This window comes from Pseudomonas mandelii, from assembly GCF_024138395.1.
Classification (GTDB): Bacteria; Pseudomonadota; Gammaproteobacteria; order Pseudomonadales; family Pseudomonadaceae; genus Aquipseudomonas; species Aquipseudomonas mandelii_E.
Map to the genome: position 1 here is coordinate 216188 of NZ_JAMYDU010000003.1, position 19876 is coordinate 236063.

At 60.0% G+C, this 19876-nt stretch carries 17 protein-coding genes; 7 read left to right on the plus strand and 10 right to left on the minus strand.

The genetic code is table 11. The annotated features are described in order from the left end of the window. Window position 1: 1 nt before the first annotated feature. The 7 genes from aroB to NHU87_RS07245 all read right to left on the minus strand — a co-directional run bounded on the left by aroB (window position 2) and on the right by NHU87_RS07245 (window position 6639). On the minus strand, window positions 2-1102 hold the full coding sequence (gene aroB / locus NHU87_RS07215) for a 3-dehydroquinate synthase (RefSeq protein WP_253546957.1): 1101 nt from the start codon (window positions 1100-1102) through the stop codon (window positions 2-4). Between the two features lie 150 nt (window positions 1103-1252). After that, on the minus strand, window positions 1253-1771 hold the full coding sequence (gene aroK / locus NHU87_RS07220) for a shikimate kinase AroK (RefSeq protein ID WP_032830073.1): 519 nt from the start codon (window positions 1769-1771) through the stop codon (window positions 1253-1255). 4 nt (window positions 1772-1775) lie between these two features. Next, entirely contained in the window at window positions 1776-3851 is a 2076-nt protein-coding gene (pilQ, locus tag NHU87_RS07225; RefSeq protein ID WP_253546959.1) for a type IV pilus secretin PilQ, read from the minus strand. A gap of 13 nt (window positions 3852-3864) precedes the next feature. Then, on the minus strand, window positions 3865-4392 hold the full coding sequence (locus NHU87_RS07230) for a pilus assembly protein PilP (RefSeq protein ID WP_253546961.1): 528 nt from the start codon (window positions 4390-4392) through the stop codon (window positions 3865-3867). Continuing rightward, window positions 4389-5012: a type 4a pilus biogenesis protein PilO gene (gene pilO / locus NHU87_RS07235; protein WP_253546963.1), complete on the minus strand. Its 624-nt coding sequence runs from the start codon at window positions 5010-5012 to the stop codon at window positions 4389-4391. The genes NHU87_RS07230 and pilO overlap by 4 nt, the downstream gene beginning before the upstream one ends. Next, window positions 5009-5575 (minus strand): PilN domain-containing protein, encoded by a 567-nt coding sequence (locus tag NHU87_RS07240; protein WP_253546965.1) that lies wholly within the window; start codon window positions 5573-5575, stop codon window positions 5009-5011. The genes pilO and NHU87_RS07240 overlap by 4 nt, the downstream gene beginning before the upstream one ends. Continuing rightward, complete coding sequence (locus NHU87_RS07245; protein ID WP_253546967.1) at window positions 5575-6639, minus strand: pilus assembly protein PilM; 1065 nt, start codon at window positions 6637-6639, stop codon at window positions 5575-5577. Before NHU87_RS07245 ends, NHU87_RS07240 begins: the two co-directional genes overlap by 1 nt. Before the next feature lie 220 nt (window positions 6640-6859). Here NHU87_RS07245 and NHU87_RS07250 point away from each other — a divergent pair, with 220 nt between their 5' ends. Further along, the gene (locus NHU87_RS07250; RefSeq protein ID WP_437180824.1) at window positions 6860-9304 is read left to right on the plus strand and encodes a penicillin-binding protein 1A; all 2445 of its coding nucleotides are present in this window, start codon (window positions 6860-6862) and stop codon (window positions 9302-9304) included. Window positions 9305-9566: 262 nt separating this feature from the next. On the opposite strand, the gene NHU87_RS07255 is transcribed toward NHU87_RS07250, so the two are convergent. The 3 genes from NHU87_RS07255 to rpmE all read right to left on the minus strand — a co-directional run bounded on the left by NHU87_RS07255 (window position 9567) and on the right by rpmE (window position 12064). Continuing rightward, window positions 9567-10835 carry a malic enzyme-like NAD(P)-binding protein gene (locus NHU87_RS07255; RefSeq protein ID WP_030129218.1) on the minus strand — a complete coding sequence of 423 codons (1269 nt, stop codon included), beginning with the start codon at window positions 10833-10835 and terminating at the stop codon, window positions 9567-9569. Window positions 10836-11018: 183 nt separating this feature from the next. After that, window positions 11019-11819, minus strand: coding sequence for a thermonuclease family protein (locus tag NHU87_RS07260; protein WP_253546972.1), 801 nt, complete (start codon window positions 11817-11819; stop codon window positions 11019-11021). 14 nt (window positions 11820-11833) lie between these two features. Then, a complete protein-coding gene (rpmE, locus tag NHU87_RS07265; protein WP_007899231.1) occupies window positions 11834-12064 on the minus strand; it encodes a 50S ribosomal protein L31 in 231 nt (76 codons plus the stop codon). 170 nt (window positions 12065-12234) lie between these two features. Between rpmE and NHU87_RS07270 the strand changes: the two genes are divergently transcribed. The 6 genes from NHU87_RS07270 (at window position 12235) to NHU87_RS07295 (ending at window position 19789) form a co-directional block, all read left to right on the plus strand. Continuing rightward, window positions 12235-14454 carry a primosomal protein N' gene (locus NHU87_RS07270; RefSeq protein ID WP_253546974.1) on the plus strand — a complete coding sequence of 740 codons (2220 nt, stop codon included), beginning with the start codon at window positions 12235-12237 and terminating at the stop codon, window positions 14452-14454. A 213-nt stretch (window positions 14455-14667) separates the two neighbouring features. Beyond that, entirely contained in the window at window positions 14668-16404 is a 1737-nt protein-coding gene (gene argS, locus NHU87_RS07275) for an arginine--tRNA ligase (RefSeq protein ID WP_253546976.1), read from the plus strand. Window position 16405: 1 nt separating this feature from the next. Then, the gene (locus NHU87_RS07280) at window positions 16406-17113 is read left to right on the plus strand and encodes an SPOR domain-containing protein (protein WP_038978602.1); all 708 of its coding nucleotides are present in this window, start codon (window positions 16406-16408) and stop codon (window positions 17111-17113) included. 233 nt (window positions 17114-17346) lie between these two features. Then, window positions 17347-17877, plus strand: coding sequence for an ATP-dependent protease subunit HslV (gene hslV, locus NHU87_RS07285; RefSeq protein WP_007899242.1), 531 nt, complete (start codon window positions 17347-17349; stop codon window positions 17875-17877). 54 nt (window positions 17878-17931) lie between these two features. Continuing rightward, window positions 17932-19272 carry an ATP-dependent protease ATPase subunit HslU gene (gene hslU / locus NHU87_RS07290; protein ID WP_253546978.1) on the plus strand — a complete coding sequence of 447 codons (1341 nt, stop codon included), beginning with the start codon at window positions 17932-17934 and terminating at the stop codon, window positions 19270-19272. 139 nt (window positions 19273-19411) lie between these two features. Beyond that, window positions 19412-19789 (plus strand): gamma-butyrobetaine hydroxylase-like domain-containing protein, encoded by a 378-nt coding sequence (locus tag NHU87_RS07295; RefSeq protein ID WP_253546980.1) that lies wholly within the window; start codon window positions 19412-19414, stop codon window positions 19787-19789. Window positions 19790-19876 lie beyond the last annotated feature (87 nt).

Below are 19876 nucleotides of genomic sequence, written 5' to 3' on the forward strand. Positions count from 1 at the left end.
ATTAACCTTTAAGCTGAGCCAGGGCGCGGTAATCCGCTCCCAGCGTGGCCTGTAAAACCTCTTTCGGATAATCGTCGGTCACCACTGCTTCGCCCATATGGCGCAGCAGCACCAGGCGCAAACGACCGTCGATCACTTTCTTGTCAATTGCCATGTGTTGGAGAAAATCGGCTTCGGTCATCTCTTCCGGCGGGACGACCGGCAGGCCGGCACGCTGGAACAGGCGAATACCGCGATCACGCTCCTGTTCGCTGATCCAGCCCAGGCGCGCGGACATTTCCAAAGCCATCACGGTGCCAGCAGCGACTGCTTCACCATGAAGCCAGACACCATAGCCCATGTGAGTTTCGATCGCGTGGCCGAAGGTGTGGCCCAGGTTCAACGTGGCGCGCACGCCCGTCTCTTTTTCGTCGGCACCCACCACCGCAGCCTTGGCCGCGCAGGAGCGTTCGATGGCGTAAGTCAGAGCGGTCTGGTCCAGCGCTCGCAGGCGATCGACGTTTTCTTCGAGCCAGGTGAGGAATGGCTCGTCGCAGATCAGCCCGTACTTGATGACTTCCGCCAGCCCGGCAGAGAGTTCACGGGGTGGCAGGGTGTTGAGGGTGGCGGTATCGATCAGCACCACATTGGGCTGATAGAAAGCGCCGACCATGTTCTTGCCCAGCGGGTGATTGATCCCGGTTTTGCCGCCCACCGAGGAGTCGACTTGCGACAACAACGTGGTCGGTACCTGGATGAAATCGACGCCTCGCTGGTAGCAGGCGGCCGCAAAACCGGCCATGTCCCCGATCACGCCGCCACCGAGGGCGATTACCGTGGTGCGGCGATCGTGCCGTGCAGTCAGCAGGCCGTCGAAAATCAGTTGCAGGGTTTCCCAAGTCTTGAAGGCTTCGCCGTCAGGCAGCACCACGGAAATCACCGAGAACTGCGCGAGGCTGCGGGTCAGACGTTCGAGGTAGAGCGGCGCGACGGTCTCGTTGGAGATGATCGCTACTTGCCGCCCGCGGATATGCGGGACCAGCAGCTCAGGCTGATCCAACAGACCTTCGCCAATATGAATCGGGTAGCTGCGCTCGCCTAGATCGACCTTGAGTGTCTGCATGTGTCCCCACAGTGAAGATGGAATCAGGCGTCCTGCCTTGAGTTTACGAATTCCATGGCGTCTGCTGGTGTGACGCCATTCGGTAGCCAGCCGCCACAACCTTGAGCAGCTGCGACAGGACGCCGAGGATAGCGCATTTCGCGCCGCGCATTAACGGGGCGGTAGCTGCTGCAAGCGTTCGAGGATGTCGAGCACCACCATCCGCGGTGGCCGCTCATCGGTTTCCACCACCAGGTCGGCGATTTCCCGATACAGCGGATCACGGATCGCCAGCAAGTCCCGCAGGGTCTTGGCCGGATCGGCGGTGCGCAGCAGTGGCCGATTGCGATCGCGAGCCGTTCGGCCCACCTGCTGCTCGACAGACGCATGCAGATAGACCACCCGGCCACCGGCGTGCAGCGCTCGACGATTGGCTTCGCGCATTACCGCGCCGCCACCGGTCGCCAACACCACGCCATCGCACGCGCACAGCTCGGCAATCATCGCCTGCTCGCGGTCACGAAAGCCCGGTTCGCCTTCCTTATCGAAGATCCACGGGATATTGGCGCCCGTGCGCAATTCAATTTCCTTATCGGAATCTTTGAATGGCAGGCGCAGCTCTTTGGCCAGCAAACGGCCGATGGTGCTTTTTCCAGCCCCCATCGGTCCAACAAGAATCAAATTTCGCACAGAATCAATGACTCACAGCAATCGCCTGATTGTTCATGATACGCGGAGTGAGAAATACCAGCAGCTCGGATTTTTTCTCCGAGACCACGTCACGCCGGAAAAGGCGGCCAAGATACGGCACATCCCCGAGAAATGGCACCTTATCTACAACCTTGCTCTGAGTATTTGAGAAAACCCCACCAATGACGATGGTCTCGCCGTCGTTAACCAACACCTTGGCGTTGACCTCGTTTTTCTTGATCGGCGGTACATCCTGCACTTTGTTCAGGTAGTCCGGTTCGTCCTTGGTGACCTTGACCTCCATGATGATGCGATTGTCCGGCGTGATTTGCGGGGTCACTTCCAGGGACAGCGAAGCTTCCTTGAACGACACCGAGGTGGCGCCGCTGGAGCTGGCTTCCTGATAGGGAATCTCGGTGCCCTTGAGGATTTTCGCGGTTTCCTTGTCGGACGTGACCACCTTGGGCTGGGAGACGATTTCCCCGTTGCCGGTTTTCTCCATGGCCGAAAGCTCAAGGTCCAGCAGCACATTGTCGGTAATGAAGGCGATGCCGATCCCCGAGGTATTGGCAGAGGTCCCAAGGTCGACGAATGGCGAGTTGGTGCTGGTGCTGCCCGGCGTACCAATGGTGGTCGAAGAACCGTTGACCCCGGACGTGTTCCAGTTACCTTTCTGCACCGAACCGCCCCAGCGAACGCCAAGGCTTTTGTCGTAATCGACGTTGGCCTCGACGATGCGCGCCTCGATCATCACCTGACGCACCGGAATATCCAGTTGCGCAACGATGCGACGCAGTTCGTCGAGCCGATCCTGGGTCTGGTAGGCAATGATGTTGTTGGTTCGCTCATCGACAGTGATTGACCCTCGCTCGTCGATTTTCGCCTCGGCGCTGGTCACCGACTGGAACAGCTTGGCGATATCGGCGGCCTTGGCGTAGTTGACCTGCAACAGCTCGCGACGTAGCGGCGCCAGTTCGGAGATCTGCTTCTGCGATTCCAGTTCCTGACGTTCTCGGGCAGCGATTTCATCGGCCGGCGCCACCAGCAACACGTTACCGATCTTGCGTTTATCCAGGCCTTTGGTTTTCAGCACCAGATCCAGCGCCTGATCCCATGGCACATTCTGCAGACGCAATGTGATGCCACCCTGCACCGTGTCGCTGGCCACCAGATTGAGGTTGGTGAAATCGGCGATCAGTTGCAGCACCGAGCGCACATCAATGTCCTGAAAATTCAGCGAGAGTTTTTCGCCGGTGTAGGCAAAGCGTTCGGCGTTGCGCTTCTGCAGATCATCGACCGTCATCGGACGGATGCTGACGGTCAGTTTGTTGTCGGTCTGATAGGTCGAATAATCGAAAGCGCCGCTGGGCTCGATACTGATAATGGCCCGGTCGCCCGTGGCGCTGGCGTTGACGAACTGCACCGGCGTAGCGAAATCCTTGACGTCGAGGCGTACACGCAACCGTTCAGGCAGTTGGGTCTTGGTGAAACCGACGATGATTTTGCCATCGCGCTCCTGGATGTCCGGGGCGATGGACGGATCCGACAGATCGATAACCACATTGCCCTCACCCTGTGTGCCGCGCTGGAAATCCACGCCCCGGATGGCTTTGCCCACGGGCGCATTGACCCTGGCGGGCGCTGGCGTCGCAGTGGCTGCGCGCGGTGCGCTGACGGCCGGTTTGGGCGCCTTGCTAGCGGCACCTTGCCCGACGACCACGAACAAATTGTTGCCTTCGACGCGAGTGTTGTACGGAGTCAATTGAGTCAGGCTGATGATCAGCCGTGTACGGTCCTTGGCCTCCACGACCGTGGCGCTGCGGGCATTGCCGCCGCCCAGATCCCGATTCTTGTTCGCCAGCTGACTGGTGACTCCCGGCAGGTCCAGCGCAATCCGCGCAGGCTGCTCTGTCGTGTAACCGTGGGGCTGCGGCGGCGGCCCATCGAACGACAACTTCAACTCGACACGGTCACCGGGCAGCGCGGCGACATCCAGCGCTTTGAGGTTGGCCGCCAGTACCATCGGCGACAGAAACGCTATCCATAGCGAAATACCGAAGGTTGAGAAAATCCTGTTCATTATTCGAGTTCCACTATGAGTGCTCTTTCAAAGGGATGGTCCGTGGCCGTTCCAGCCAGGCACCTTCGCCGTCAGGAACAATTTCGACCACCTCGACTTGCGAGCCGCTGATAGCGACGATTCGCCCATCGTTACGCCCCAGGTAATCGCCGACTTTCAGCCGATGCACACCGCCCGCCCCACGCAGCAGCGCAAAGGAACCGGTAGCATTGGAGATGGTGCCGACCATTTCAAATTGCTCGATGTTGAAACCTTCGAGGTACTGCTTGACCCGGCTGGGGTCGGGCTTGACGTTACGCGAGCCGTGCTTCTGGCCGGCCAGATCGACTCTGACCTGCCGGGAGAATGGGCTACGCAGGTTGGCAGCGTTGTAAGTGAATGTCGGGTAAGACCGGAATGTCGGCGTTGGTTCAATCTTGCCGGGGGCACGCAGGCGCACTTCGTTCAGGTAAGCGTCCAGATCACTGAAATCACTGTCGCCGCCACAACCAGCCAGGATGACCAGGCACATAACCATCGACAGGCAACGAATCGGGCTCATTTCTGCAACCCCTTGTCGTTGTAGCGATAGGTCTTGGCGAGGATGCTCATGCGCAACTTCGGACCGCCGTCGGGATTGGCCGGCGCCAAGTCGAAGTCATGCAGGGTGACGATCCGCGGCAACCCGGCCACGCCGCTGACGAAAGTGGCCAGGTCGTGATACGCGCCGGTGACGGTGATCTGGATAGGAAGCTCGATATAGAACTGCTGGGTGGCCTCCGGTAGCAGCTTGATCTCTTCGAACTCCAGGCCGCTGCCCAGGCCGGTGCGGGTGATATCCTCCAGCAGGCCGGGCACTTCGGTGTCGCTGGGCAATTGCCGTAACAGCATGCCGAAGGAGTTCTCCATTTCCTTCATCTGCTGGGTATATAGCTCCAGATTCGCCGCCATATGGGCTTTGGTCGCGAATTGCTCCTTGAGTGTCGATTCTTCCTCGCGCCTGAGCTCCAGATGGTTTTGCAGATCGCTGATCAGGAAGCTGTAGCCCAGGGCCAGCACCAGAACCATCAGCAGGACACTCGCCAGGACCTTGATCGCCGGCGGCCAGGAACCCATGTTGTTGGTGTCCAGATCGTTGATGTCGATCTGGCGCAACCCTTCGAGCCATTCGGACAGCTTCATTTAGCGCCCCCCACAACCGCGGGCTGGGTCTGACGGACCGTCAACTGAAAAACATTGGCCTGATCCAGCTGACCGGCGGTGGTCGCTTTGACTTCCGTGAGGTTGGGCGCATCGAACCAGTCGGAGGCATCAAGATTGCGCATCAGATCCGAAACACGATTGTTGGATTCCGCCGCGCCGGTGATGGACACGGTTTTACCGACCATTTTCACTTCGGTGAAATAAACCCCGTCCGGCAAAGTACGCGCCAACTGATCGAAAATCCTCCCGCTGATCGGCCGGTTGCCTTGCAGGTCCTGAATAATGCGCATGCGTTCCACGAGTTGCTGGCGACGGGCCTTCAAGTCGCTGATTTGCTTGATCCGCTCGTCGACCACGGCAATCTGCTTGCCGATGTAATCGTTACGAGCGACTTGCCGATTAATCGCGCTGTCAATGACTTGGTCCGCGATTAGCAGCGCTCCCACCGAGCCCACCAGCACACCGACCAACGCCAGCAAAAAGCGTTTGCGACGCCCTTCGCGCAACTCTTCACGCCAGGGTAAAAGATTGATCCGCGCCATCAGTCGAAACTCCTGAGGGCCAGCCCGCAGGCGATCATCAGTGCCGGAGCATCGCTCGCCAGGGCACCGGCGTTGACCTTGCTGCTCAGGGTCATGTTGGAGAACGGATTGGCGACCTGAGTCGGCGTACCCAATCGCTGTTCGATCAATCGATCCAGCCCGGGGACCGAAGCGGTACCGCCAGCCAAGAGGATGTGATCGACCGAGTTGTACTGGCCGGAGGCAAAGAAAAACTGCAATGAACGCGACACCTGCTGCACTAACGCATCACGAAACGGCTGCAAGACCTCACTGACGTAATCGTCCGGCAAACCGCCCTGCTTCTTTGCCAACCCCGCCTGCTCGACCGTCAGGCCATAACGACGCTGGATTTCTTCCGTCAGTTGACGGCCGCCGAACAATTGTTCGCGGGTGTAGATGATCCGCCCGTTGTGCAGCACGCTCAGGGTGGTCATGGTGGCGCCGATATCGACCACCGCCACGGTCAGGCGCTCCTGAGAAGCGGCCAACTGGGTGGCCAGCAGGCCGAACGACCGCTCCAGGGCATAGGCTTCAACGTCGACCACGCGCGCGGTCAGCCCGGCCAGAGCCAGCGCCGCTTCACGGACCTCGACGTTTTCCTTGCGACACGCGGCCAGCAGCACGTTGACCCGCTCGGGGTTGCGCGCCGACACGCCTTGCACTTCGAAATCGATCGCCACTTCGTCCAGTGGATAAGGAATGTACTGATCGGCCTCGATCTTCAGCTGGTTTTCCATCTCGTCGTCGGAAAGGCCGGCGTCCATCTCGATGGTCTTGGTGATCACCGCCGAACCGGCCACAGCGACGGCTACGTTCCTGAGGTTGGTTTTGGCCTTGGATAGCACCCGCGCAAGAGCCTGCCCCACCCCTTCGAGCTCGGCGATATTTTTCTCGACCACGGCGCTGGCAGGCAGCGGTTCGACCGCATAGGCCTCGACCCGGTACCGGTCGCCTTGGCGACTGAGCTCCAGTAGCTTCACCGACGTGGAGCTGATGTCGATCCCCAGAAGCGTATTGGCTTTTTTATTGAAGAGTCCTAGCACTACCCATTCCCTATGACTATCCGTGAGTTACGGACTCTGTAATATCCATTGCGTTCAATACCCCCCGTCTTGACAGAAAGCGCAAATGACGCCCCCGACCGAAAAATGCTTATAATGCTGAGCGTTTTTTCCGCTTTCACTGCAAGCGCGGGTCATTTTCTGTATAGCCTGAACCCCTGATGCCTAATTCATTCTTTACCCTGGATATCCAAAAGCCTTGATTCGTCTGCTGAAATTTTTCGGTTGGTCCATCGTCGCCGTTTTCTGCGGACTGCTCCTCGGTCTGAGCGGCGCTTTTCTTTACCTTAGCCCTGGATTGCCGTCCGTGGAGGCGCTGAGAAGTATTCAGTTGCAGATTCCTTTGCGGGTGTACAGCAGCGACAACAAGTTGATCGCAGAATTTGGCGAAATGCGCCGTACTCCGATCCGTTTCGCCGACATTCCCCCCAATTTCATCAATGCGTTACTAAGTGCTGAAGACGACAATTTCGCCAACCACTACGGCGTCGATCCCAGCAGCCTGATGCGCGCCGCCACGCAGCTGATCAAGAGCGGACACATTCAGTCTGGCGGTAGCACCATCACCATGCAGGTGGCGAAAAACTTCTTCCTGACCAGCGAACGCAGCTTCTCGCGCAAAACCACCGAAATCCTCCTGGCCCTGCAGATCGAACGGCAGTTGACCAAGGACGAAATCCTCGAGCTGTACGTCAACAAGATCTATCTGGGCAACCGCGCCTATGGCATCGAGGCAGCGGCGCAGGTCTATTACGGCAAGTCGATTCGTGATGTCAGCCTGGCGCAGATGGCGATGATCGCCGGCCTGCCAAAAGCCCCGTCGCGTTTCAACCCACTCGCCAACCCGACCCGCAGCAAGGAGCGTCGCGACTGGATCCTGGGGCGCATGTATAAGCTCGGCAAAATCACCGAAGCCGACTACACCACCGCGATCAATGAGCCGCTGAACGCCAGTTACCATGTGCCGACGCCGGAAGTGAACGCGCCATACGTCGCCGAAATGGCCCGTGCCGAAATGGTCGGCCGCTATGGCAGCGATGCATACACCGAAGGTTTCCGCGTCACCACCACAGTCCCGAGCAACTTGCAGGAGATGGCCAATACCGCGGTTCACGAAGGCTTGATGACCTACGACCAACGGCATGGTTATCGCGGCCCCGAGTCACGGCTGCCGGGTAAAACCCGAGAGGCCTGGACTCAGGAGCTGACCAAACAGCGAATCATCAGCGGCCTGGAACCGGCGATCGTGACCCAGGTCGACAAAAACGGCGTGCAAGTGTTGACCCGCACGGGTACTGGCGAAGAGCACGTCGCCTGGGACACGATGAAGTGGGCTCGTCCGTTCCTGAACACCAACAGCATGGGTGCCAATCCGAAGCAGCCGTCGGATGTCGCGCAGGTCGGTGATCTGATTCGCGTGCAGCGTCAGCCAGACGGATCCCTCAAATTCAGCCAGATTCCGCAGGCCCAAGGCGCACTGGTTTCCCTCGATCCGCAGAACGGCGCCATTCGTTCGCTGGTCGGCGGTTTCGCCTTCGAGCAGAGCAACTACAACCGCGCCATGCAGGCCAAGCGTCAGCCGGGCTCGAGCTTCAAGCCGTTCGTCTACAGCGCCGCCCTGGACAACGGCTACACCGCCGCCAGCCTGGTGAACGACGCACCGATCGTGTTCGTTGACGAATACCTGGACAAGGTCTGGCGTCCGAAGAACGACACCAACACCTTCCTCGGCCCGATCCGCATGCGTGAAGCGCTCTACAAGTCGCGCAACCTGGTATCGATCCGCCTGCTGCAAGCGCTGGGTGTCGACCGCACCATCGACTACATCAGCAAGTTCGGCTTCAACAAGCAGGACCTGCCGCGCAATCTGTCCCTGGCCCTGGGCACCGCGACTCTGACGCCAATGGAAATCGCCACCGGCTGGGCCACCTTCGCCAACGGCGGCTACAAGATCACCCCGTACATCATCGACAAGATCGAAAGCCGCAACGGCGACACGCTATTCGTCGCCAACCCGCCGAGCGTTCCGAAAGGCACCGTAGCCAGCGATGGCATCGCCGTGCCGGTCTCCGACACCTTCACGGTCAACGCCACCCCAGGCGAAACACCGAGCGCCCAGCCAGCACCACAAACGCCAGCCGTGGCCGAGCGCATCGTCGATGGGCGCACCACTTACATCCTCAACAGCATGCTTGAGGACGTGATCAAACTCGGTACCGGCCGCCGTGCGCTGGCTCTGGGTCGCAGCGACATCGCGGGCAAGACCGGTACCACCAACGAATCCAAGGACGCCTGGTTCTCCGGCTACAACGCCGATTACGTGACTACCGTCTGGACCGGCTTCGACCAACCGGAAAGCCTGGGCAAACGCGAATTCGGCGGCACCGTTGCCTTGCCTATCTGGATGAACTACATGGCGGCGGCCCTTAAAGACAAACCGCCCCACACCCAGGCGGAACCCGAAGGCATTCTCAGCCTGCGCGTCGACCCGGTCAGCGGTCGTGCAGCCACCCCAGGCACGCCAGGCGCCTACTTCGAATTGTTCAAGGCCGAAGACACGCCACCGTCGGTGAGCGAGCTGGGTAACGGTAATGTACCAGGCAGCCCGCTGCCAGCGGATGAAGCGGCGCCGATCGATTTGTTCTGATCGTGTAGCAACACCCAAAAGCCCCGCTCTTCTCTGGAAGGCGGGGCTTTTTAGTATTTGGGTTTCCTGTCAGGCAGCCTTCGCGGGCAAGCCTCGCTCCTACGGAAATAAACGTCATTCGCAGATATTGTGTCCCCCCCGAACCCTGTAGGAGCGAGGCTTGCCCGCGAAGAGGCCCTTATAGACGATGCAAAACCCTCAGATACAAAAAAGCCCCGACTCAGAGTGAGCCGGGGCTTTTTGGTTGAAGCGCTACAACGGCTTAGCCGTTGAACACGTCATCCACGCTTTTCAGCGGGTAGTTCTTCGGATACGGCAGGGTCGCCACACCGGTCTCGATCGCAGCCTTGGCCACGGCATCGGAGATCAGGGTGATCAGACGGGCATCCATTGGTTTCGGAATGATGTACTCACGACCGAATTCCAGTTTGATGCCGCCGTAGGCGTCGCACACTTCCTGAGGTACTGGCAGCTTGGCCAGTTCACGCAGGGCGTTGGCGGCAGCCACTTTCATTTCTTCGTTGATGCGCTTGGCGCGAACGTCCAGGGCACCACGGAAGATGAACGGGAAGCCCAGTACATTGTTGACCTGGTTCGGGTAATCCGAACGGCCGGTGGCCATGATCACATCGTCACGGGTGGCATGCGCCAGTTCCGGGGAGATTTCCGGATCCGGGTTCGAGCACGCGAACACGATCGGGTTGGCCGCCATGGATTTCAGGCCTTCAGCGCTCAGCAGGTTCGGGCCGGACAAGCCAACGAACACGTCAGCGCCTTCCAGCGCGTCAGCCAGCGTGCGCTTCTCGGTCGCGTGAGCGAACACAGCCTTGTACTGGTTCAGGTCGTCACGGCCGGAGTGGATCACGCCGGTACGGTCAACCATGTAGATGTTTTCGATGTTGGCGCCCATGCTCACCAGCAATTTCATGCAGGAGATGGCCGCAGCACCGGCACCCAGGCAGACGATCTTGGCGTCGGCCAGGGTTTTGCCAGCGATTTCCAGGGCGTTGATCATGCCGGCCGCAGTAACGATGGCGGTGCCGTGCTGGTCATCGTGGAATACCGGAATGTCGCACTGCTCGATCAGAGCGCGTTCGATCTCAAAGCACTCAGGTGCCTTGATGTCTTCCAGGTTGATGCCACCGAAGGTAATGGAGATACGCTTGACGGTGTCGATGAAGGCTTGCGGGCTTTCGGAGTCGACTTCAATGTCGAACACGTCGATGCCGGCGAAGCGCTTGAACAGCACGCCTTTACCTTCCATAACCGGCTTGGAAGCCAATGGGCCAAGGTTACCCAGGCCGAGAATCGCGGTGCCATCGGAAATGACTGCAACCAGGTTGCCCTTGCCGGTGTATTTGTAGGCCAGTTCAGGATCGCGGGCGATTTCGCGTACTGGTTCGGCTACCCCGGGGCTGTAGGCCAGCGACAGATCGCGGGCGGTAGCGGTGGCCTTGGTGAGCTCGACACTCAGCTTCCCTGGACGGGGATGGGCGTGATATTCGAGAGCGGCAGTTTTCAGATCAGACATAGGGGCATTCCGCTTTTTACTGTTGGACAGACGGACCGCCGAGGATACTCGCCTCGCAAAGTCCTCACAAGACTGACCAGTCACCCCTGTCAAGCGCCCCGCCCTACGACTTTGGGCCAAGAGCCACGGAACACAAGGGATAGACTGTTCACAATCGATGGAAAAAATGTCTACAACTTATTCTTACGGCGATACCTGCAACATCGCCCGATCGGTCAGAGGCAGAAGCCAACGCGCCTGCCCCGGTTTCAACCCACCACGGCGCGAACGATCCACTACCCAGCCACGAGCCTCGATTTGCTTGCCTTTGAGCTTTTCAAGCGATGCGACATCGAATTGGTCCAGCATATTGGGTGCAACCCGCAATACAACCGAATCCTGCAACTCGATCCAAACCCCGCCGCGATTGCGCTGAACCTTGCTCACACGACCACTGAGCATGGCGAAACCGGACGCGCTGATCTGCTCCGCTTTCAGTACAGGGGATTGTCGCCATAGCCCAAGACGGGCCCGACGAGCACTGCGTTCCGCGGCTTGCTGACAGGCGACCAAATCGACATTCGGTGCCACCGCCACCTGAAAACCGAGGCCCTCGGCGAGCATCTGCGCTTCGAGGTTGGCCCCATTGACGCTGTAGACATGGGCCAGGGTGCGGCCGTAATGGTCTTGGCTTTCTTTACCCGGTAGCAAACCGACCCGCCCGTCGCTGTCGGCCACCAGGGCTTCCAGGCGTTTGCGCGCAGCCACGGCAAACGGTTCGTCGGAACGGCCCTGCTTGCCCAATTCCGGCGTATTCAAACCGATCATGCGCACGCTGCGACCATCGCGCAGACGCAAGGTGTCGCCATCCACTACGCGCTGCACCGCGACCGACGTCAACCCGCTCGGTGCCGGGCAGAAAGCCTGGACAGAGGAAAGCCAAATCGCGGACACAAAAAAGGCGCCCGCGAGGGACGCCTTTTTCATCAGCAAGGAAAAGCCCATGGGGCTCTTCAACCTTACTCTGCAGCAGCTGGAGCTTTCTTGCCGAAAGCACCGAAGCGGTCTGCGAAGCGCTGTACACGGCCGCCAGTATCCAGAGTCTTCTGCTTACCGGTGTAGAACGGGTGGCATTCGTTGCATACGTCGATCGCCAGAGGCTTGGCCAGGTTCGAACGAGTTTCGAACTTGTTGCCACAGCTGCAGGTAACTGCGGTGATTTCGTATGTTGGATGGATATCGGCTTTCATGATGTATTCCTCAGGCTAGCGTGCCGCCACTCAACACCATTGTTGAATACCGCACGTAATTAGGCCGCGGATTCTACCAGACAATGCCATTCACGCAAGCTGTCGCTTACACCGACCGTCTGCTAGGCTCCCGGCCTTCTTCATCGCCCTCTCATCGAGAAAACAATCGCGTGCCCAACGCCATTCTGCGCCTCGCCCTGCCTTCGCCCCTGCGCCGCCTGTTCGATTATCGTGCCCCGGCCGGTATCTTGCGTGCCCAGTTGCACCCGGGCATGCGCTTGCGGGTGCCATTCGGTCGGCGGGAGATGATCGGGATTCTGGTGGAGATCACCGACACCAGTGAAGTGCCGGTAGAAAAGCTCAAACCGGCCCTGGCACTGCTCGACGCCACGCCGCCGCTGCCGCCTGCACTGTTCAAACTGTGCCTGTGGACTTCCCAGTATTACCAGCACAGCCTTGGCGACACCTTGAGCTGGGCGCTGCCGGTACTGTTGCGACAAGGCGAACTGGCCGAAGCTCGCCAGGAACGATTCTGGTCCGCCGCGCCTGGCGCCAGCCTCGATGATCCACGCATCGCTCGCGCACCGCGACAACGTGAAGCACTGGCGACTCTGGCCCAGCATCCCCACGGCGTTGCTCATCAGCTGCTGAGCAAATTGATGCTGAGCAAGGACAGTCTCGATCTATTGCTGACCAAGGATCTGGTGCAAGTAGAAATCCGCAAACACGCGCCCGGTGTGCGCCACGAACACTGGCTGGCGCAACCGGAATTGCCGCTCAACCCGGAGCAGCGCGCCGCTTATGAGGCCATTCGCGCCGGGTTCGACAGTTATCACGCGTTCCTGTTGGCCGGCGTCACCGGCAGCGGCAAGACCGAAGTCTATTTGCAGCTGATCCGCGAAACCCTCGAGGCCGGCAAGCAAGCCCTGGTGCTGATCCCGGAGATCAACCTCGGCCCGCAAACCCTGGCGCGCTTCGAGCAACGCTTCAATGCGCGCATCGCGCTGATCCATTCGGCAGTCAATGACCGCGAACGCCTGGAAGCGTGGCTGGCGGCGCGGGATGGCGAGGCCGACATTATTATCGGTACCCGTTCGGCACTGTTCACGCCGATGAAGAACCCCGGTCTGATCATCATCGATGAAGAGCACGACGGCTCCTATAAACAGCAGGAAGGCCTGCGCTACCACGCCCGCGACCTGGCACTGGTCCGCGCCCGGCAGGAAAACATTCCGATTGTCCTCGGGTCTGCCACGCCTTCGCTGGAAAGCCTGCAAAACGCCTACACCGGTCGTTACGGCCTCTTGCGCCTGAATGAGCGGGCCGGTGGCGCCAAGCAACCGCGTTTCCTGCGCCTGGACGTGAAAAGTCGCCCGCTGGACAGCGGCATTTCCGGGCCGATGCAGCAAGCCATTGGTCAGACCCTGGCCGCCGGTCAGCAGGTGCTGGTGTTCCTCAACCGCCGCGGATTCGCCCCGACGCTGCTCTGCCACGACTGCGGCTGGATGTCTGAATGCCAGCGCTGCGACGCGCGAATGACCGTGCACCAGCGCTCCGGCGAACTGCGCTGCCACCATTGTGGCTACGTCGAACGCGTGCCCCGGCACTGCCCGAAGTGCGGCAAGGTCGATTTGCGGCCCGTGGGCGCCGGCACCGAGCGCGCCGAAGAACGCCTGGGGATTTTGTTTCCGGACGTCCCGGTGCTGCGGGTCGACCGCGACAGTACTTCACGCAAAGACGCAATGAATCAACTATTCGCCACCATCCAGAAAGGCCAGCCATGCATTCTGGTCGGCACACAGATGCTTGCCAAAGGGCACCACTTTCCACGAGTGACCCTGGTGTCGATTCTCGATGCCGACGGCGGACTTTTCTCTGGAGATTTCCGCGCCAGTGAACGCATGGCGCAACTGATCGTCCAGGTCGCCGGGCGCGCGGGACGGGCCGAAGAGCCTGGCAAAGTGATTATCCAGACGCACCTGGCGGACCATCCACTGCTGGTGCAACTGACCGAACAGGGCTATTTCGCCTTTGCCGAACAAGCGTTGAGCGAACGCCGCTCCGCAGGGCTGCCACCGTTTGCGCATCTCGCGCTGCTGCGGGCCGAAGCGCATAAACCGGGGCAGGCCGAAGGTTTCCTTGATGAAGCGTGCAGCGAGGCCGAACGTTTGCTGGCCGAGCAGAACCTGAGCGGGATTGAGTTGCTGGGGCCGGTGCCGGCGCCGATGGAGCGTCGGGCCGGGCGTTACCGCGCACAGTTGTTGCTGCAAGCCACGGCCCGGGCGCCGCTGCATCGATTGCTGAGCAGTTGGTTGCTGGTGTTGGAGCAGATGCCGAGTGGGCGGGCGGTGCGCTGGTCGCTGGATGTGGATCCCGTGGACTTGTATTGATTTAGAAATCGCCTTCGCGGGCAAGCCTCGCTCCTACAGGGATCACGCAAATCTCTGTAGGAGCGAGGCTTGTCCGCGAAGACGGCCGAATTGTCACCACATATCCATAACCTGCCCGCTATAGTTGGCAAGCTCGTCTTCGCAACGGATAATGCCCAGTTTTTCCACCAGCGCATCGAAGCGCCGCCGCGCTTGCGGTCGAAAGAGCAGACCATGAAAGACACCATTCGCCAGCTGATCCAACAAGCCATCACCCAACTCGTCAACGAAGGTGTGTTGCCTGAAGGCCTGTCGCCGGCGATCCAGGTGGAAAACTCTCGCGACAAGAAAAACGGCGATTTCGCCAGCAACATCGCCATGATGCTGGCCAAGCCTGCGGGCATGAAGCCACGTGACCTGGCCGAGAAAATCATCGCCGCGCTGCCGGCCGACGAGAACGTCTCCAAAACCGAAATCGCCGGCCCTGGCTTCCTGAACTTCTTCCAGAACACTCAAGCCCTGGCGACCCGCCTGGACGCCGCGCTGGCCGACGACCACATCGGCGTGCGCAAAGCCGGCCCGGTGCAGCGCACCGTGGTAGACCTGTCGGCCCCGAACCTGGCCAAAGAAATGCACGTCGGCCATTTGCGTTCGACCATCATCGGTGACGGCGTGGCGCGGGTTCTGGAATTCCTCGGCGACGAAGTGATCCGCCAGAACCACGTTGGCGACTGGGGTACCCAGTTCGGCATGCTGATGGCTTATCTGCAGGAAAACCCGATCACCAGCGATGAGCTGTCGGACCTGGAAAACTTCTACCGCGCCGCCAAGCAACGCTTCGATGAATCCGAAGAATTCGCTGATCGCGCCCGTGGCCTGGTGGTCAAGCTGCAAGCCGGCGACCCGGATTGCCTGGCGCTGTGGACCAAGTTCAAAGACATCTCGCTGTCGCACTGCCAGAAAATCTACGAACTGCTGAACGTCAAACTGACCATGGCCGACGTAATGGGCGAAAGCGCCTACAACGACGATCTGATCAACGTGGTCAACGACCTCAAGGCCGCTGGCCTGCTGGTCGAGAGCAACGGCGCTCAATGCGTGTTCCTCGACGAGTTCAAGAATGCCGACGGCGACCCGCTGCCGGTGATCATCGTCAAGGCTGACGGCGGCTACCTCTACGCCACCACCGACCTCGCAGCCGTGCGCTACCGCAGCGGCGTGCTGAAGGCTGATCGTGCGTTGTACTTCGTCGACCAGCGCCAGGCCCTGCACTTCCAGCAAGTGTTCCAGGTCGCGCGCTTGGCCGGCTTCGTGACGCACCCGATGGAAATGGAACACATGGGCTTCGGCACCATGAACGGCGCCGATGGCCGCCCGTTCAAGACCCGTGACGGCGGCACCGTGAAGCTGATCGATCTGCTGACCGAAGCCCAGGAACGCGCCTACACGCTTGTGAAAGAGAAGAACCCGACACTTGCCGAAGACGAGTTGCGCAACATCGCCAAGGTCGTGGGCATCGGCGCCGTGAAATACGCCGACCTGTCCAAGCACCGCACCAGCGACTACAGCTTCAACTTCGACCTGATGCTGAACTTCGAAGGCAACACCGCGCCGTACCTGTTGTACGCCTACACCCGGGTGGCCGGTGTGTTCCGCAAACTCGGCAAGGATTTCAGCGAAGTCGAAGGACAGATCGTCCTCGAAGCCGCGCACGAACATGAGCTGGCGGCGAAACTGGCGCAGTTTGGCGAAATCCTCAATAACGTGTCCGACAAAGGCACGCCGCACATTCTCTGCACCTACCTGTACGATGTTGCCGGCCTGTTCTCCAGCTTCTACGAGAACTGCCCGATCCTCGGCGCCGACACCCCGGCGCAAATGCAGAGCCGTCTGCGCCTCGCCGCGCTGACCGGTCGCACTCTCAAGCAAGGCCTGGAACTCTTGGGTCTGGAAACTCTGGAGCGTATGTAAGTTGGCTGCCAAGAAAAAACCTGCACCCAAGCGTGGCGCCAGCCGTTACCAAGCTCCTGCAAAGCAACCGATCCCGGGCTGGCTGTGGATGGCCATTGGCCTGACGGTCGGCGCGTTCATTGTGTTCCTGATGAAGCTGGAGCCGGGCAAGGGCAGCGATACCGTCAAGCGAGAGAAGATCGAGCAGCAAAAAGCCAGCAAGATCGCCGAGGCCAACAAGACCCCGCCGAGCCCGACGCAACCGGTGAAGCCGAAGTACGACTTCTACACTTTGCTGCCGGAATCGGAAGTCATCGTGCCGCCGGACGCGGTGCCGGAGAAAACCCTGCCGACGCCACAAGTGCCAGCCATTCCGACCACGCCGGTGACGCCTGCGGAAGCGGCGAAAATCGACACCGCCCGGGCTCAAGCGGCATTGGCCGGCATCACCCCGCCGCCAGCGCCACCCGTGGCGAAAGCGGCGCCGGTGACCAAGTTCTTCCTGCAGGCCGGTTCGTTCCGCAAGGAAGCCGATGCCGACAAGGTTCGTGCGCAGATCATTCTGCTGGGTCAGGCCGTGGCGGTTGAGTCCGGCACCGTGAAGGACGAGACCTGGTATCGGGTGCTGGTCGGCCCGTTCAGCAACCGCGAACAGCTGACCACCGCTCAGAAACAACTGGCTGGCAGCGGTTTCAGCAACCTGTTGTTACAACAACGTCAGAGTCGCTGATCCCGCGCCCGATCGTTCCCACGCTCTGCGTGGGAATGCAGCCCGGGACGCTCTGCGTCCCTTCCGGCGCTGGAACGCGGAGCGTCCCTTGAGGCATTCCCACGCAGAGCGTGGGAACGATCGTCTGTCAGGCACCGCTCGTCCCCCGCCGCGTCCTACAGTTGAAAAACGCTCCACCACCCCCATATGAGTTGGCAGAAGGCATTTTCGCCCCGCTGCGTGGAGACTCTCCCTTGACCACCATCGTTTCAGTTCGCCGCCACGGCAAAGTCGTCATGGGCGGCGACGGCCAGGTTTCGCTCGGCAATACCGTGATGAAAGGCAATGCGAAGAAAGTTCGCCGCCTCTACCACGGCCAGGTTATCGCCGGTTTTGCCGGAGCCACCGCTGACGCCTTCACCCTCTTCGAGCGCTTCGAAGGCCAGCTGGAGAAACATCAGGGTCACCTGGTTCGCGCCGCCGTCGAACTCGCCAAAGAATGGCGCACCGACCGCTCACTGAGCCGCCTCGAAGCCATGCTCGCGGTCGCCAACAAAGATGCCTCCCTCATCATCACCGGTAACGGTGACGTGGTTGAGCCCGAAGAAGGCCTGATCGCCATGGGTTCCGGCGGTGGTTACGCCCAGGCTGCCGCGAGTGCCCTGTTGAAGAAAACCGATTTGTCGGCGCGGGAAATCGTCGAAACAGCGCTCGGCATCGCCGGCGACATCTGCGTATTCACCAACCACACCTTCACCATTGAGGAGCAGGACCTCGCTGAGTAAGCCTGTTTCGGCCTAGCGCCACGGCTCACTGTTGCTTGAGGACCGCCAATTATTATGCCCATGACCCCCCGTGAAATCGTCCACGAACTCAATCGCCATATCATCGGCCAGGACGATGCCAAACGCGCCGTCGCCATCGCCTTGCGCAACCGCTGGCGCCGGATGCAGCTGCCCGAAGAGCTGCGCGTCGAAGTCACCCCCAAGAACATCCTGATGATCGGCCCGACCGGGGTCGGTAAAACCGAGATCGCCCGTCGCCTGGCCAAGCTAGCCAACGCGCCGTTCATCAAAGTCGAAGCGACCAAGTTCACCGAAGTGGGCTACGTCGGCCGCGATGTCGAATCGATCATTCGTGATCTGGCCGACGCTGCGATCAAGCTGCTGCGCGAACAGGAAATGACCAAGGTTCGCCACCGCGCCGAAGACGCCGCCGAAGAACGCATCCTCGATGCATTGCTGCCACCGGCACGCATGGGTTTCAGCAACGAAGACTCCGCGCCGTCCGCGGATTCCAATACCCGTCAGCTGTTCCGCAAACGCCTGCGTGAAGGTCAGCTGGATGACAAGGAGATCGAAATCGAAGTGGCCGAAGTGTCCGGCGTCGATATCTCCGCGCCACCGGGCATGGAAGAAATGACCAACCAACTGCAGAGCCTGTTCGCCAACATGGGCAAGGGCAAGCGCAAAAACCGCAAGCTCAAGGTCAAGGAAGCGTTGAAACTGGTACGCGACGAAGAAGCCGGTCGCCTGGTCAACGAAGAAGAATTGAAGGCCAAGGCCCTGGAAGCCGTCGAGCAGCACGGCATCGTGTTCATCGACGAAATCGACAAGGTCGCCAAGCGCGGCAATTCCGGCGGCATCGACGTGTCCCGCGAAGGCGTGCAGCGCGACTTGCTGCCACTGATCGAAGGCTGCACCGTCAACACCAAACTGGGCATGGTCAAGACTGACCACATTCTGTTCATCGCTTCCGGTGCATTCCACCTGAGCAAGCCGAGCGATCTGGTGCCGGAGCTGCAAGGTCGTCTGCCGATTCGGGTCGAGCTCAAAGCCCTGAGCCCGGAAGATTTCGAACGCATTCTCAGCGAACCGCATGCATCGCTCACCGAGCAGTATTGTGCACTGCTGAAAACCGAAGGGCTGCTCATCGAATTCCTGCCGGACGGCATCAAGCGTCTCGCCGAGATCGCCTGGCAGGTCAATGAGAAAACCGAAAACATCGGTGCCCGTCGCCTGCACACCCTGCTCGAACGTCTGCTCGAAGAGGTGTCGTTCAGCGCCGGCGATCTGGCCAGCACCCATGAGGACAAGCCGATCCTGATCGATGCCGATTACGTCAACAGCCACTTGGGCGAATTGGCGCAGAACGAAGACCTGTCCCGTTATATCCTGTAGGTCACCTACTCTCCTGTGAGAACGTAACACCTGTAGGAGCTGCCGCAGGCTGCGATCTTTTCCGGCTAACGCCGAAGATCAAAAGATCGCAGCCTGCGGCAGCTCCTACAGATCGTTCCACATAGACGGACGACCAGCCATGACCCAACTCCCCACCGACATCAAACTCCACAAAGCCTCAAAAACCCTGACGCTCAAATACGCGTCCGGGGAGGAATATCACCTGCCCGCCGAGTTTCTTCGCGTGCATTCTCCTTCCGCCGAAGTCCAGGGCCACGGCAAACCTATCCTGCAATTTGGCAAGATCGGCGTAGGCCTGAGCAAGGTCGAACCGGCTGGTCAGTACGCACTGAAATTGACCTTCGACGACGGCCACGACAGCGGCCTGTTCACTTGGGAATATCTGTACCAGCTGGCAGTGCGCCAAGAAGATCTCTGGCGTGATTATCTTGCGGAACTCAAAGCAGCTGGAAAGACCCGTGATCCGAATGAATCAGTCGTCAAGCTGATGCTCTAGCTCAGGCCTCTGGCTGTTTAGAGGGCATTTTCTAATTCCATCTGTTTGAATGCTCCGCTGCGGTGTCAACGATTGGCCCGCTTGCGA